The 15422-nt window shown below is 53.7% G+C and carries 16 protein-coding genes and 1 other RNA gene; 8 read left to right on the top strand and 9 right to left on the bottom strand.

The features are described 5' to 3' along the window. Positions 1-21 precede the first annotated feature (21 nt). Entirely contained in the window at positions 22-630 is a 609-nt protein-coding gene (locus FKCLFG_RS02035; protein ID WP_472615901.1) for a trimeric intracellular cation channel family protein, read from the bottom strand. Positions 631-930: 300 nt separating this feature from the next. Between FKCLFG_RS02035 and FKCLFG_RS02040 the strand changes: the two genes are divergently transcribed. The 5 genes from FKCLFG_RS02040 (at position 931) to ssrS (ending at position 3905) form a co-directional block, all read left to right on the top strand. Next, a complete protein-coding gene (locus tag FKCLFG_RS02040) occupies positions 931-1197 on the top strand; it encodes a type B 50S ribosomal protein L31 (protein ID WP_472614585.1) in 267 nt (88 codons plus the stop codon). A 124-nt stretch (positions 1198-1321) separates the two neighbouring features. After that, the gene (locus tag FKCLFG_RS02045) at positions 1322-3037 is read left to right on the top strand and encodes an ArnT family glycosyltransferase (RefSeq protein ID WP_472614586.1); all 1716 of its coding nucleotides are present in this window, start codon (positions 1322-1324) and stop codon (positions 3035-3037) included. A gap of 115 nt (positions 3038-3152) precedes the next feature. Beyond that, positions 3153-3371: a DUF904 domain-containing protein gene (locus FKCLFG_RS02050; RefSeq protein ID WP_472614587.1), complete on the top strand. Its 219-nt coding sequence runs from the start codon at positions 3153-3155 to the stop codon at positions 3369-3371. Further along, positions 3368-3679, top strand: a complete 312-nt coding sequence (locus FKCLFG_RS02055; RefSeq protein ID WP_472614588.1) for a cell division protein ZapA — start codon at positions 3368-3370, stop codon at positions 3677-3679. The genes FKCLFG_RS02050 and FKCLFG_RS02055 overlap by 4 nt, the downstream gene beginning before the upstream one ends. A gap of 46 nt (positions 3680-3725) precedes the next feature. Beyond that, positions 3726-3905: non-coding RNA, 6S RNA (ssrS, locus tag FKCLFG_RS02060), on the top strand. Between the two features lie 345 nt (positions 3906-4250). On the opposite strand, the gene lgt is transcribed toward ssrS, so the two are convergent. Next, positions 4251-5048: a prolipoprotein diacylglyceryl transferase gene (gene lgt / locus FKCLFG_RS02065; protein ID WP_472614589.1), complete on the bottom strand. Its 798-nt coding sequence runs from the start codon at positions 5046-5048 to the stop codon at positions 4251-4253. 271 nt (positions 5049-5319) lie between these two features. Here lgt and ilvD point away from each other — a divergent pair, with 271 nt between their 5' ends. Then, on the top strand, positions 5320-7194 hold the full coding sequence (gene ilvD / locus FKCLFG_RS02070) for a dihydroxy-acid dehydratase (protein ID WP_472614590.1): 1875 nt from the start codon (positions 5320-5322) through the stop codon (positions 7192-7194). Positions 7195-7274: 80 nt separating this feature from the next. On the opposite strand, the gene FKCLFG_RS02075 is transcribed toward ilvD, so the two are convergent. Next, positions 7275-7514: a TIGR04438 family Trp-rich protein gene (locus FKCLFG_RS02075; protein WP_472614591.1), complete on the bottom strand. Its 240-nt coding sequence runs from the start codon at positions 7512-7514 to the stop codon at positions 7275-7277. A 156-nt stretch (positions 7515-7670) separates the two neighbouring features. On the opposite strand from FKCLFG_RS02075, the gene FKCLFG_RS02080 reads away from it, so the two are divergent. Next, positions 7671-7979: a c-type cytochrome gene (locus FKCLFG_RS02080; protein WP_472615769.1), complete on the top strand. Its 309-nt coding sequence runs from the start codon at positions 7671-7673 to the stop codon at positions 7977-7979. Positions 7980-8128: 149 nt separating this feature from the next. Here the strand turns inward: FKCLFG_RS02080 and FKCLFG_RS02085 are convergent, their stop codons facing one another. Then, complete coding sequence (locus tag FKCLFG_RS02085; protein ID WP_472614592.1) at positions 8129-9277, bottom strand: branched-chain amino acid ABC transporter substrate-binding protein; 1149 nt, start codon at positions 9275-9277, stop codon at positions 8129-8131. Between the two features lie 324 nt (positions 9278-9601). On the opposite strand from FKCLFG_RS02085, the gene FKCLFG_RS02090 reads away from it, so the two are divergent. Then, positions 9602-10111 (top strand): Lrp/AsnC family transcriptional regulator, encoded by a 510-nt coding sequence (locus FKCLFG_RS02090; protein WP_472614593.1) that lies wholly within the window; start codon positions 9602-9604, stop codon positions 10109-10111. Positions 10112-10130: 19 nt separating this feature from the next. Here FKCLFG_RS02090 and FKCLFG_RS02095 read toward each other — a convergent pair whose 3' ends face one another. From FKCLFG_RS02095 to FKCLFG_RS02115, 5 genes are all read right to left on the bottom strand, one after another. Continuing rightward, positions 10131-11444: a D-amino acid dehydrogenase gene (locus FKCLFG_RS02095; protein WP_472614594.1), complete on the bottom strand. Its 1314-nt coding sequence runs from the start codon at positions 11442-11444 to the stop codon at positions 10131-10133. Between the two features lie 290 nt (positions 11445-11734). After that, complete coding sequence (locus FKCLFG_RS02100) at positions 11735-12208, bottom strand: hypothetical protein (RefSeq protein WP_472614595.1); 474 nt, start codon at positions 12206-12208, stop codon at positions 11735-11737. An 8-nt stretch (positions 12209-12216) separates the two neighbouring features. Beyond that, the gene (locus tag FKCLFG_RS02105; RefSeq protein ID WP_472614596.1) at positions 12217-12636 is read right to left on the bottom strand and encodes a DNA polymerase III subunit chi; all 420 of its coding nucleotides are present in this window, start codon (positions 12634-12636) and stop codon (positions 12217-12219) included. Between the two features lie 18 nt (positions 12637-12654). Beyond that, entirely contained in the window at positions 12655-13299 is a 645-nt protein-coding gene (locus FKCLFG_RS02110; protein ID WP_472614597.1) for a DUF4124 domain-containing protein, read from the bottom strand. An 18-nt stretch (positions 13300-13317) separates the two neighbouring features. Then, the gene (locus FKCLFG_RS02115) at positions 13318-15417 is read right to left on the bottom strand and encodes a M3 family metallopeptidase (protein WP_472614598.1); all 2100 of its coding nucleotides are present in this window, start codon (positions 15415-15417) and stop codon (positions 13318-13320) included. Positions 15418-15422 lie beyond the last annotated feature (5 nt).

Consider the following 15422-nt stretch of genomic DNA (forward strand, 5'->3'; position numbering starts at 1 on the left):
GGCATGCGCCCTATTTACGTTTCAGGCCGGCAGCTTCAGGTCAAAGCGCACCGCCAGCAGGCGCAGGATGGTTGTGACAAGAATGCTGGCAATGAGCGCAATCGTCTGGTGGACATTGGCCAGATCCAGTATCAGATACACCCAGGAACCGATAAAAGCGCAGGTTGCGTAGAGCTGTCCACGGCGAAATACCAGCGGGATTTCGTTGCAAATCATATCGCGCAACACGCCACCAAAAATGGCGGTGATGACGCCCATCATGACGCAGATGAAAATCGGCATTTGCATCTCTTGCGCAATCGAGGCCCCTACTGCGCTGAAAAGGCCGAGCCCCAGCGCATCGGCAAAGTTAATCGCGCGTTCCGCAGACGCTGAGCGTAAATAGTGCGAAAGAGGAAGCACGACCAGGGCCAGCGCAAATATTAACAGCGTGTATTCCTGATGCTGCACCCAAAACAGAGGCCGGCGGTCCAGCAAAATGTCACGCAAGGTGCCGCCGCCGAAGGCTGTGATGAAAGCCACTGTGAAAACGCCGATCAGATCCATTTCCTTGCGGCGCGCCTCAATGAAGCCCGAGCTGGCGAAGGCGATAATGCCAAGCGCTTCAATGACCTGCAACGCCGTACTCATCCCTGCATTGATGTTGATCGCCACGTTTTTTACTCCTGTTCGAGGCCGATATCTTATTCCAATTCGCGTTAAAGACGATCACAGCGTTGCTGAACTGGCATTGAAATGATGTCCTTTGGTCCAGCGTCATACAAGCATTTCTAACGCAAATTTAGCCGTAGCGGTTAATTGCATTGTATAATTTCGGGTTACGATTTTAAGCAGCAGCATTCAACCCTTGGAAAGTGATCGACAATCGGGCCAAGAAGCAGCACGGCCGACGAAGTGACGATTGGCTACCAAAACTATTTAGAGGCACACATGAAAGACGGCATTCACCCAAATTATCGCGAAGTTTTGTTTCACGACTTGTCCTGCGATTTCAAATTTGTTACCCGCTCAACCATTCAGACGCGTGACAAGATGGAATTTGAAGGCACGGAATATCCACTCGTGAAGATCGAAGTATCTTCCGAATCGCATCCGTTTTACACCGGCAAGCATAAGATCGTCGATACCGCCGGCCGGGTTGAGAAATTCCGTCAGAAATTCGGTAAAGTCGGTTCTAAAACCCAAGTGGCAGAGTAATTTCTTTGCTTCTCAACAAAAAAGGCAGCCCAAGCTGCCTTTTTTGTTGTCCTGGCCGCATTCCTTTAGAGTTTTCGGACACAATATTGCGCTTACGCGTTCACGGAACGATCAAATAATTTTAATGAAGCCCGTCCGTCTGCCTGCCTCGGCCGCGCATACCCTCCCACGCTGGGGTTTGTATGCGCTGTGTCTGTTGTATATCCTTCCAGGCTTGATCGGTCGCGACCCGTGGAAGAACGATGATGCGATCAGTTTCGGCGTCATGTGGACGATGGCGCACGGTGGCATGCATGACTGGCTGTGGCCGCATGTGGTCGGGCTGCCGCTGGCAGACGAAGGGCCGCTTGCGTATTGGCTCGGTGCCATCTGCATCAAATTGTTCGGCTGGTTGCTGGGCGAGCCGATGGCGGCTCGGGTGTCGGCCATGCTGTTCTTTCTGATTGGTGCGTCTTCGGTCTGGTATTGCACCTATATACTGGGCCGCAGGCCGGAGGTGCAACCGCTGAAACTGGCTTTCGGCGGAGAGCCTGACGCGCAGGATTTTGGCCGCATGCTGGCCGATGGCGCTTTGCTGATTTATCTCGGCTGCCTTGGCCTGCTGCTGCATAGTCATGAGACTAGTCCCGCAGCATTGCAAGTATCGCTGATCGCTTTCGCTCTTTACACTAGCGCCAAATTGTTCGTTTCAGGTTCATTTGGCAGCGCTGCCATGCTGGGTCTCGCTCTGGGCTTGTCAATCCTCACGCGCGGCTGGCTGATGCCGCTGACTTTGTTGCTCACTACCATCACTCTGGCGACGCTTCAAAACCGGAAGTTGTTGGCGCAGCTTTTCTTGATGACATTGCCAGTCATGCTGCTGGTAGCCAGCGTTTGGGTCGTCGGCAATTATTTCGTTCAGCCATTTAATGGTTCACCAGTGGCGGCATGGGTACCGGCCGCCTATCGCGAATTAAACTGGCCGACGTGGAATAACGCAAAATATTTCATGGTAAATGGAATTTGGTTTGCCTGGCCGGCGTGGCCTTTTGCCGTTTGGGCCGTGTATGCCTGGCGCAAACAATACAAGGGCTTGCACATAACGATTCCGCTAGTTTTCGTGGGCGCGCTGTCTTTGCTGGTCTTGCTGAATCAATCTCCTAAAGATGGAATCTTATTACCTCTGTTGCCACCGCTGGCAATATTAGCGGCATTCGGTTTGCCCACCATGAAGCGCGGCGCAATCAATGCGATTGACTGGTTTTCGGTGATGACTCTGTCAACATGTGCCGGCTTCATCTGGTTGGGCTGGATCGCCAAGCAAACAGGCTGGCCGGCCCAAATCGCAAAAAACGCATTCAAACTCGCGCCCGGATTCAGGCCGGAATTCAATGCTTTTGCCTTTGTGGTAGCCGCTTTGGCAACCGTGTTCTGGCTGGCGCTGGTGCACTGGCGGATTGCGCGCCGTCCCGCCGTGCTCTGGCGCGCGGTGGTGCTGTCGTCTGGTGGCGTGATTCTTTGCTGGCTATTGTTGATGACCTTATGGTTGCCGTGGATAAATTACGGCAAGAGTTATGCGGGCGTAGCCGAACAGATTGCACAGAAATTACCCATCAAGCAATATTGTGTCGACACTAATATCGGCGCCGCTCAGCGTGCATCTTTTGCTTTCTTCGGTAATGTTGCGTTTGCACACTTTGACGAGGCGTCCTGCCGTTACCTTTTGTTGCAGGACAATCCGCGCAAAAAGAGCGATACCAAGCTGCTGCGGCAATATGACGGTCAATGGCGTATTCTGTGGGAAGGGCGACGTCCTTCAGACCGGGATGAGCGTTTCCGATTGTATCGGCGTATCGATTGAATATTTTGAAAATCATGCCTTTTAAAATGCAGCATGATTGATATATCTTGCTACATATCAATGCAACTGATTGAATCTATTGACGGAAATTCATTTGCGCTACTATAGTGACGGGATGAATTCCGAATTTAACTTACTCTCCGAAAAAATCGATAAACTGGCAGAAATGGCGCAATTTCTGCGGCATGAAAATGCCGAATTGCGCCTGAGAATCACTGCCATGTCTTCTGAAAATACCATCTTGACAGAAAAAATGCAGCAGGCGCATCAGCGGGTCTCGGCATTGCTGGCGCAGATACCTGATCCGCAACAGCAAGACGAGGAGTCGGCATGACCCAGATCGATGTCATCATCATGGGCCACCCCTATAAATTATCCTGCAAGGACGGCGAAGAGGCTGCATTGCGGGACGCAGTGGCTTATCTCGATGCAAGGATGTGCGCGATTCGCGATGCCGGCAGGATTCGCGGCAATGACCGGATTGCGGTGATGGCGGCGCTGGGCATCGCAGCCGAATTGCTGGCAACCAAAGCGCCCGAAGGGCCTTTATCGGCGTTGACGATGGCCCAGGTGCAGCAGCAGATTACCACCATGCATTCGGTGCTCGACCGCGCTCTGGCTCCTCAGGAAAATCTATTCTGAGATCGATATAACCGTTTGACATGCGTTTCGAATGGAGTAGACTTCGAATCTCCTGCCGTGTTCGCGATTGTCATATATTCCTTGAACCATTCAAATGCATCGGTTGCGGGACAAGTTTGATGGGTGTGCGCGTCGCTAGTTCGACGAACCCGAAATTGAACTGACTGTGACCACCTTGGACCGCTTTGGTTCGGGATGCCGGCATAGCGGCACAGGCGGGGTTAAATTCTAAAGCGGTTGTACATCATCTGATGCACAACCGCTTTTTTTATGTTCGCTGCGATGATCAAATAATCCAATACTGACCAATGAAACCCGAGTCGGGCGATGTCGATGATGCACTAACGGCATACGACAGTACGGTGCCATGGATCGCTGTGCGCTAGAAGCGCGGCAATCGTCTATCGATTGCACCAGCCCCGCCGGAACAGTGTGGCCTCATCACGCAAGCGCTTCTGACTTCTACCATCGAATGACAGTATTTTTTAACACGTCATAAAATAATGCGTAAATTCCATGGTTTTTGTCTATACTCCAGTAAAAACCATGGAAATAGTAGTTTGATAACAGCTTAAGCCCGATGTTTACGGTAGGCAAATAGCAGCAAGCCGCTACCAATTGCAATCATCGGTAGCGATAGCATCTGGCCGGCGGAAATGGTGATGCCGGCAAATGTGACTTCGTAATCGGGAGTGCGGAAATATTCGGTAAAAAAGCGCGCGCAACCATACAGCATCACGAACATCGCGCCCACTGCCAGCCTTGGGCGCGCAGTGCGGGCGAACAACCACAGGATGACAAACAGCAGCACGCCATCGATCAGCGCCTGATAAATCGGCGACGGATGGCGCGGCAGGTTATCCACGTTCGGCCAGATCATAGCCCACGGCAGGGATGGATCAGCGACGCGGCCTGGCAGTTCGGCATTGATGAAGTTGCCGATCCGCCCTGCTGCGTAGCCGAGCGGCACCAGCGGCGCGATAAAGTCGTATACGTCGAGCAGGTTGCGTTTGGTTTTGCGGGACCAGAACGCCATCGCGATAATCACGCCCAGGAAACCGCCATGGAAGGACATGCCGCCTTTCCAGACCGCCAGCATGTCGGCCGGGTGCGAAAAATAATAGGCCGGGTTATAGAATAGGATTTCACCCAGACGCCCACCGATGATAACGCCCAGCACGCCATAGAACAGCATGTCGTCCAGGTCCTCTTTTTTCCAGTGCGCGGCAGCGATATGCGGCTGCCGTATACGCATTCTTCCCAGCAGCACAAACTGGGCAAATGCCACCAGATACATCAGGCCGTACCAGTGCACGGCAAGCGGGCCTATCGAGAAGGCAATTGGATCTGGAAGTGGGTGAATCAGCATCTGGCGGTTCTTTCGTAATAAGGTGCAAAAAATATACAGTACAGATGTGGCAGTGCCACTGCGTCACGCTTTTCCATTCATGATGCGGTGCGGCCAATGGATTATAAATGATCATAAAACGGATTCCGGCTTGAAACCCGCCCTGAAAGTCTGGCGTTAATTTCTTGCTGGAATTCGTCATAATCGGAAATACGTCATATATTTGACACAGTGCTACACGCAAGGCGCCCTAGCGTTAGAATTAGCCTAAATCATTTTGGAGATTCACAACATGCCGCAATATCGTTCCCGCACCACCACCCACGGCCGCAACATGGCCGGCGCACGCGCACTCTGGCGCGCCACCGGCATGAAAGATGGCGACTTTGACAAACCCATCATTGCCGTCGTCAATTCTTTCACCCAGTTCGTGCCGGGCCACGTCCATCTGAAAGATCTGGGCCAGATGGTGGCGCGCGAAATCGAGGCGGCCGGCGGCGTCGCCAAGGAATTCAACACCATCGCAGTCGACGACGGTATCGCGATGGGGCATGGCGGCATGTTGTATTCGCTGCCTTCGCGTGAGTTGATCGCCGATTCGGTCGAATACATGGTCAATGCGCATTGCGCCGACGCGATGGTCTGCATCTCCAACTGCGACAAGATTACGCCCGGCATGCTGATGGCTGCGATGCGTCTGAATATCCCGGTAGTGTTCGTCTCCGGTGGCCCGATGGAGGCCGGCAAGATGGTCGAGACCATGCACGGCAAGCAGGAAAGCACGCAGAAGATCATAAAAATCGATCTGGTCGATGCCATGATCAAGGCCGGCGATTCCAGCGTATCGGATGAGGAAATCGAACAAATCGAACGCTCTGCCTGTCCTACCTGCGGCTCCTGCTCGGGCATGTTTACCGCCAATTCGATGAACTGTCTGACCGAAGCTCTGGGCCTGTCCTTGCCAGGCAACGGCACCATCCTGGCTACCCATGCCGACCGTAAAGAGTTATTCCTGCATGCCGGGCGACTGATCGTCGAACTGGCCAAGCGTTATTACGAACAGGATGATGAGACGGCGCTGCCACGCAGCATCGCGACCAAAGCAGCGTTTGAAAATGCGATGACGCTGGATGTGTCGATGGGCGGCTCGACCAATACCGTGCTGCACTTGCTGGCGGCCGCGCATGAAGCCGGTGTCGATTTCAAGATGGCCGACATCGATCGTATTTCGCGCAAAGTACCGTGCCTGTGCAAGGTGGCGCCCGCAACCGAGAAATATCATATGGAAGACGTGCATCGCGCCGGCGGCATCTTCGGTATTCTGGGTGAACTGGCGCGGGCCGGCTTGCTTGATACCAGCCGGCCCACCGTCCACAGTAAAACCATGGCAGATGCCATCGCGCATAACGACATCTTGTGCACCGAGGACCCGGCCGTACATAGACTGTTTAGCGCCGCGCCCGGTGGCGTATCGACCCAGGTGGCATTCTCGCAAAGCCAACGCTTCAATAGTCTGGATACCGACCGCGCTGACGGCTGCATCCGCGACAAGGCCCATGCGTATTCGCAGGATGGCGGCTTGGCTGTTTTGTACGGCAATATTGCTGAAAAAGGTTGCATCGTCAAAACCGCCGGTGTCGATGAAAGCATTTTGAAATTCACCGGTCGGGCACGCATCTTCGAAAGCCAGGATGATGCGGTGGAAGCGATTTTGGCCGATGCGGTACATTCCGGCGACGTCATCATCATTCGCTATGAAGGCCCGAAAGGCGGCCCGGGGATGCAGGAAATGCTGTACCCGACGTCCTACATCAAATCCAAAGGTCTGGGCAAGTCCTGCGCGCTGTTTACCGACGGCCGTTTCTCTGGCGGTTCGTCCGGACTGGTGATCGGCCATGCTTCTCCGGAAGCGGCAGAAGGCGGCGCGATCGGTTTGGTCGAAGAAGGCGACACTATTGAAATCGACATCCCTGAGCGTCGTATCCATCTCAAGGTTAGTGACGCCGATCTGGCGCAACGCCGGGTTGACATGAACGCCAGGGGCGATCGTGCGTGGCAGCCGGTAAATCGTCAGCGTACTGTGTCACAGGCTCTGCAAGCATATGCGGCACTGGCAACTTCGGCTGACCGCGGCGCGGTGCGCGATATCACGCAATTGAAAAGATAAGCGCTCATCAGCAGCATTGTTATCCAATAAAAAAGGCCGGAATTCCGATTCCGGCCTTTTTGCGTTTACCAGCCCCAAAACTAGCGCCGCTTGTTGTGATTGGTTTTGTCAAAGGTTGCCTTGACGCGCTCCATGCGTATTTTTTCCATTGCATCGTGGGCGCGCCGCTTGTCTAGCCCGAGCATTTTTTCAATGAATTCGAACCAGACAAAAGTAAACGCCATCAGTCCGGCAATCCACCACCACGAAAAATCGGCGAAGAAACCGACTTCAAAATATTTCAATATGGATAATAAGACGATGGCAATAATCAGTGGCATGGCAGATCTTTCATCGCGTGATATTGTCAACGAGTGTAACGGAACAAGGCCGATAGTCAATCAAGTGCGATAATTTGTGCGGGCGATACAATGTCGCCAGATATGGATGAAAAAAACCGCTGTAAAATGCTTACAGTCATTATTTTGGAGAAGGCAATGAAAAGTTTTTTATTGGTTCTTTTTGCGATGGGCGGACTGGTTTCTAACGCCGCTATGGCAAATGCCGATTTGGCAAAAGCCAAGAATTGTATGGCTTGCCATGCAGTCGCAAACAAGGTGGTTGGCCCTGCGTTCAAGGACGTAGCGGCAAAATATGCAGGACAGAAAGATGCTGAGGCCAAGCTGGTTGCCAAAGTGATGAAAGGTGGTAGTGGCGTGTGGGGATCAATTCCAATGCCAGCCAACACGCAGGTCAGCGAAGCTGAAGCGCACACCTTGGTCAAGTGGGTATTGGCCCAGAAGTAGCATCCAGAAGTAGCGTCACCCCTTAGCAGTGATGCAAAAAGCGCTCAACCGAGCGCTTTTTTTCGTGCTGCGCTCTCAAATCAGCCTGACACAAAAAGCAAAAAGCGCCCAGTCCGAAGACAAGGGCGCTTTTTATGGGAGAAGACTGATTATTTGACTACGGCCATCAACTCGCGCTGGCCGCCTTTGTAAGTGAAAAGCGTCAGGGAGCCATCCTTGATATCGCCTTTTGCATCAAAAACGATCGGGCCAGTTACGCCTTTGTAATGAATTTTAGCCAGTTCAGGTAAATATTTTACTGGTTCAACCGAATTGGCTTTCTGCATCGCCGCCGCCATTACATTGACGGAATCATAGACATACGGTGCGTAGAGTAGAACGTCGATGCCGAATTTCTTTTTATACGCGGCACGGAAATCTTCCATGGGTTTTTTGTCGGCATCGACAACACCGCCGGCTTCTGCGCAAACGACCTGGCTTTCACCGACGGCGTCGCCCGCCAGTTTGGCCAGGGCTCCGGTGCAGATGCCATCGCCACCCATGAACTTGGCTTCGATTCCGAGCTGCTTCATTTGGCGCATCATCGGGCCGGCAACCGAATCCATGCCGCCGAAGAAGATAACGTCAGGTTTTTTCGACTTGATCGATGTCAGAATCGCGTTGAAATCGGTGGCTTTGTCATTAGTGAACTGTTGTGCGGCAATGTTTGCGCCAGCGGCTTTGGCTGCCTTCATGAATTCATCGGCTACGCCTTGACCATAGGCAGTGCGGTCATCAATGACGGCGACGTTCTTGGCCTTGAGCATCTTGACTGCATAGCGTCCTAGCGTGCCGCCTAATTGGGCGTCATTGGCTACTACGCGAAAGGCAGTCTTAAAGCCTTGCTGGGTATATTTCGGGTTAGTGGCAGAAGGAGAGATCTGTGGAATGCCAGCCTCAGAATAAATTTTCGAAGCCGGGATGGTGGTGCCTGAGTTGAGGTGACCGATGATGCCTTTGACTTTTGCATCTACCAGTTTTTGTGCAACAGTCGTGCCTTGTCTCGGATCGCCTGCGTCATCTTCAGTCAGCAGTTCGAATTTGATTTTTTTGCCACCGATGGTCAGGCCTTTGGCATTCAACTCTTCAATTGCCATCTTGCCGCCGTTTTCATTATCCTTACCAAGATGAGCGCTGGGGCCGGAAATTGGGGCAACGTGGCCGATTTTAACGATTTGTTCATCTGCAGCGGATGCGGTACCAGCAAATGCGAATGCGATTGCGGCTGCCAGTGGAATCATTTTTATTGTGAACTGCATGAACATCTCCTAAGAATTGTGATAAAGCGGGTTACCGTTAAACTTGGGCATTCAGGAATCTGAATAAATTAAAGGTACAACATATCGTGCTTGCAGTAAATAAAAATGCGTCTATTCAAGAGCAGCTGTGTTTTTTATGGAAAATTGTCAGCGCATTGCCGTCAACTACCGGATTAGTATGAGCGACTTTTACGATTGATTTTTTGCGCGCACGCAATAGTAAAACGATGTTATTCAGGTTTTTGAATATCGAAAAGATGCCGCAGGTAAAATTGATGGAAAATATTTTTTTATTCTGGTTCTATTGGATTTTACAAATTTTATATGTCAAAAATTCGTACCTTGGACATGGTGGATCGCAGGCTTTTAAATCTTTTGCAAAAGGATAATCAAACTCCGACCCGGGTGCTGGCGGACCAGTTGCATGTCTCGCAGCCGACTTGCTTGCGGCGCATTCGCGAGTTGCGTGAGATGGGTGTCATCAGCGCTAATGTGGCGATGGTCGATCCGTTCGCGCTGGGTTATGGAATGCTGGCATTTCTGGAAATTTCGCTGATCAATCAGTCAGACGATTGCATGGTGCAATTCGAGACGTGCATGCAGCTGGAACCGGAGGTGATGCAGTGCTACTTTGTCTCCGGCGAGTTTGACTATTTTCTTGCCGTGCATGTGATCGATATGGACGCCTACTACCAGTTTGTGCGGCGTGTCATTTCCGGATCGGGCAATGTGCGTCATTTCCATTCCCGCTTTCCGATGAAACGCGCCAAGTTCACTACCCAGATCGCGTTTGACGAAAAGGCAGTAGAGCTACAGGTGCGTACCTCAAAATAGCGGGTTTGTAAAACCGGTCTTATGCCGGTTGCATCTTGGTTGGTCTTGCGTGGCTGGCCTGACCGCTCATGCCGGTAAATGCGAAATCGAGTTCAGGGCGCCGGCCCGAGACGATGTCTGCCAGTGCGCGCCCCGAACCACAGCCCATGGTCCAGCCGAGTGTGCCGTGGCCGGTATTGAGGTACAGGTTGCTGATCTTCGTTTTGCCGATATACGGTATGTTCGACGGCGTCATTGGCCGCAAACCGGTCCAGTAGGTCGGGTTCTCGTAGTCGCAGGCGTCCGGGAACAATTCGCGGGTGCGGTGCGTGATCGCTTCGCAGCGAGTGCTGTTCAGTTCGCGCGTATAGCCATTCAGTTCGCACGTGCCAGCCACGCGCAAGCGGTCGCCGAGTCGCGAGACCACCAGTTTGTAACCGTCGTCGGTCAGCGATACGGATGGCGTCGCGTCCGGATTGGTGACTTGGTAGGTGGCCGAATAGCCCTTGCCGGGGTAAATCATCAAATCAATTCCGAGCGGCTTCAACAGCGGTACGGAAAAACTGCCCATCGCAACCACGAAGCTGTCTGCGCGTAGTATTTGATGATGGCCGTTTGGCAGGATGACTTCGACGCCGGTAATTTTTGCGGCTGCGCCCGTGCCTTCGGTCAGCAAGCGGGTGACGGTGGTGTTGTAGCGGAACTCGACGCCGGCTTGCTGCGCCTTGTCGGCCAGGCTGTTGCTGAACTTGAAAATATCGCCGGATTCATCGGTGGCGGTGAAATCGCCGCCGACGATTTTATTGCGGATGCCGGCCAATGCCGGTTCGATTTTGACCACTTCATCGGCGCTGATCGAATCGCGCGGACAGCCCAGATCGCGCATCAGTTTGGCTGACGGCAGGGATTCGTCGAAATCTTTCTGGTCGGTATAAAAGTGCAGAATGCCGCGCGTTAGGCAATCGTATTCAATTCCGGTATCGGTGCGCAGCGCTTGCAAGGTCTGGCGGCTGTATTCGGCGATCGCGACGATCTGGCGGATATTGTAGTCGGTGCGTTTAGGCGTGCATTCGCGCAGGAATTGCAGCGCCCATTTCCATTGCAGCCATTCCGGACGAAAGCGATACAGCAGAGGAGCATCTTCTTTTCCCAGCCATTTCAATATCTTCATCGGCGCTGCCGGATTAGCCCAGGGCTCGGCATGCGATACCGAAATCTGGCAACCGTTGGCAAAGCTGGTTTCCTGCGCGCTGCCTGGCTGACGGTCTATCACCGTCACATCATGGCCAGCCTGATTGAGAAACCAGGCGGACGCTGTACCTACGATACCGGAACCTAATACGATGACTTTCATGGCAACCTCGAAGTTTTGGATACTTCGATTGTAAGAAATTTTCGATTTTCTATGTAGTTATTACAGTAGTAATTTTTTTCATTAAACAACAAATGAAATGGTATTTTTTAATAAAATAAACGTTTCTTGTGAATGGTTGTTTTTTTGACTTGTGCAAGGCCATTTAATCATGTCTTTGCAAAAGCGTCGTCGTCAAAGTCTTTCATGGCAACATACTATTGATTGTATTTTTTATATCCGCTTTAATACATGCGGAATATCCTATGTTTTTTGCGATACTCCCTATTAAATTAATTTTCTGTGGCGTGCTCGACGGACTTGTTGCCCGTTTTTAACTGTGCAATTTCCTGTGTTACGGCACTGGCGATGCTCTCTTCCAGGGTGTGGTGCAGATCGCGCTTGATTTCTGCCACCATGCCATCGACCGCCAGTTGCAAGGCGTTCGCCAGGCTGTCCCTGACTTGGTGTTCCAGCACGAAATCAATCCGGGCCTGCAATTGACCTAGCACGCGTTCACTGATCTTGTGCTCCAGCGCTTCCCACTGGTGGTCGCTGATGGCGGCGCAAGGCGGTAAATCGGCTGGGATGATGACTTCGGGGGTTGCGGCGACTTCGCTAGCTTCGGTGATTTCGTCTGCGCTCGGACTGAACTCAGACTGTGGCGCAGCCGGTGAAAGTGTCGATGCTGCGTCTACGAAATCCTGTTCCTGCGCAATGATTTCGGTCAGTACCGGGATGCTGGCGTCGAGTTTGTCTTTATTCATTTCTAGGATTATTTTGCGACAAAGTGGGCCAGCGGATAACCGCGTTGCCGGTATTGGCGGAAACGTTCGCGGCCGCACGTTGCGTCTGTTTCATCGGTGGAGATGATTTCCAGAAGCCGCTCGAAACTGGCGAAATGCACGGGCGTTGTTCTGGATATATTGATCAAGATCTGATGGTGCGAACAATCTGCGCTGTCGTGCGGCAGCAGAATGATCGGGGTTTGCGCCGCCAGCGCGTGGCCGGATCGTACATGGGGCAGGAAATCGGCTTCCGAGAAGGTCCATAACGCCGCGTCAAGCGCGCTCAGTTCGGCCTCATTGTCGCTCAGGATGGCGACCCGTTGCTGCGCGGCGACCGCCTTGCGCACCAGTCGGCAGGTGTAGTTGAGCTTGTCCGCGATATTGGTATGAAAATCGATGCTGGTCATGGTCTGGTTGCAATCATGCTAGAAGCGAAAGCCAGGAGGCGCGTTGCCGGTGGCGGGCAGGCGCTGCTGTGCGGTTGTCGCCGGCGGTGTGCGATTGCCAGTATCTGCCATCTTGCCAGGTTTTGCCGGTGCTGCCTGCGCTGTTTGTGTCGTGGGTGCGGCCGGTTCTGCCGGCGGGTACCGATAATCCCTGGGCAACTTGTTGTCCTGTGGGTAACTGGCGGCAGTCAATGCCAAATTCCAGGCACCGGAGTCGAATCCCGGTTGCTGGTTGCGGCCGATCAGCAACAGCGGCAACTGGGCTTTGCCGCTGATCTGGCGCAATGTGGCGATATCCTGATTGCTGATGACGGATTTTTCGGCAAACGGAATGCCGCGATTTTTCAGGAAATCCCTGGCTTGCGTGCAGGGCGCGCATTGTTCGCCGGTAAATAAGGTTACCGGATGATTTTTGCTGGCCTCGGCCAACGCGTAAGGCAGTGCCGCGGCAGAGTCGCCGGGGTTCAGCGCCGACTTCTCCAGCTGCCGGGCGGCCTTGGGCGGCGGCAGATCGCTGTAGGTGATTTTCCCATCGGGGTCCACCCATTTATAGAGTTGCGCCTGGGCATTTCCGATACAGAGAAATGCCAGCAGGCCTGCCAGCGCCAAACCGGTTGGTTTCATGTTGTGCGCTAGCTGGTTTCAGGAGGCCATGCCGCTATGGCGCAGCAATGCATCGATGCTGGGTTCCCTGCCGCGAAAGGCTTTGAACGATTCCAGCGCCGGACGCGATCCGCCGACGGCCAGAATCTCGGCCTGAAACTTGCGGCCAGTTTCTGCTTCAAGAGCGTCGCCATGGCCTGACTTGTCGGCTCTGGCTTCTTCGAACGCGCCGTAGGCATCGGCCGACAGCACTTCAGCCCATTTGTAACTATAGTAGCCGGCTGAATACCCGCCGGCAAAAATATGGCTGAAGGAATTCTGGAACCGGTTGAATGCGGGCGGCACCAGGACCGCAAATTTTTCACGCACGTCATTGAGCACATCCTGCACTGAGCGGCTGCCGGTGGCATCGTGATCGAAATGCAGGTGCATGTCGAACAGCGAGAACTCGACCTGGCGCAGCGTCTGCAGGCCGCTTTGGAAATTCCTGGCGGCGATCATTTTGTCGTACAGCGCGCGCGGCAATGCAGCGCCGGTGTCTGCGTGCGCGGTCATGTGTTGCAGCACGTCCCATTCCCAGCAGAAGTTTTCCATGAATTGCGACGGTAGTTCGACCGCATCCCACTCGACGCCGGAAATGCCAGACACGCCGAGTTCATCGACTTGCGTGAGCATGTGATGCAAGCCGTGGCCGAATTCGTGGAAAAGCGTGCTCACATCGTCATGCGTGAACAGGGCCGGATTGTTGCCGACCGGACTGGAAAAATTGCAAGTCAGGTAAGCCACCGGGGTTTGCAGCGTGTCGCCCTGACGCCGGCGGCCGCGCGCATCGTCCATCCAGGCGCCGCCGCGCTTGCCGCTGCGGGCATACAGGTCGAGATAAAACTGGCCGATCAACTTGCCGTCCTTCTCGATCCGGAAAAACTGCACATCCTTGTGCCAGACCGGCGCTGTATCCGGCTTGATCTGCACGCCATACAGCGTCTGCGTCAGCCGGAACAGGCCGGCAGTCACTTTCGGCTCAGGGAAATACTGTTTTACTTCCTGTTCCGAAAACGCGTAGCGCTGCTCGCGCAGTTTTTCCGAGGCGTAGGTGATGTCCCACGCTTCCATCGTATCCAGGCCCAGTTCCTGTTTGGCGAAAGCGCGGACCTCGGCCAGATCTTTTTCCGCAAACGGTCTGGCGCGCTGCGCCAGATCCTGCAGGAAATCGATCACTTGCTGCGGCGTTTGCGCCATCTTCGCCACCAGCGATACTTCGGCGAAATTTTGGTAACCCAGCAGTTGCGCTTCTTCGGCACGCAATTTCAGCATGTCGATGATGATTTGGGTGTTGTCCCATTCCGGCTTGACGCCCAGTTCGGACGCTTTGGTTGCATTGGCGCGGTAAATCGTTTCGCGCAGCGCGCGGTTGTCGGCCAATTGCAGGATCGGAAAATACGACGGGAAATGCAGCGTGAATTTATAACCCGGCTTGCCATCTTGCTCGGCGGCAGCGCGCGCGGCTTGCATCACGTCTGTCGGCAAGCCGGCCAGTTCGGTTTCATCCTCGATGAACAGCGCGTAGTCATTGGTGGCGTCCAGCACGTTTTCGGAGAACTTGGTCGACAGTGCCGAATGCTGCTCCTGAATCGCAGCGAAGCGGGCTTTCTTGTCTTCCGGCAGATCGGCGCCGCCCAAACGGAAATCGCGCACCGCGTTGTCGATGATGCGCTGGCGCGCAGCGGAATAGGTGGCGAAGTCGGGGCCGTTCCTGAGCGCCTTGTACTTGTCGAACAGCGCGATATTTTGCGCTACGCCAGTCCAGAATTCGGTAAGTTTTGGTTGGTTTTCGTTGTAGGCGGCGCGCAACTCCGGCGTATCCAGCACCGCGTTCAAATGGCCGACTACGCCCCAGGCGCGTCCCAGTTGTTCGGTGGTGTTTTCCAGCGGTTCGATGAAATCGTTCCAGCTGACATGTTGCATCGGCGCTTCCAACTGGGCGATCACTGCGCGGCTGCGCGCCAGCAGCGCGTCGATGGCCGGCGTCACATGCTCGGATTTGATGGCGTCAAAGCGCGGCAGATCGGAGAAATCCAGCAGCGGATTATTGCCGGTGCCGGCGCTGTCAAGTGGTGTGGTGTCGGGTGCAGCATTCATGGTTT

It is taken from the genome of Gelidimonas denitrificans, from assembly GCF_055694065.1.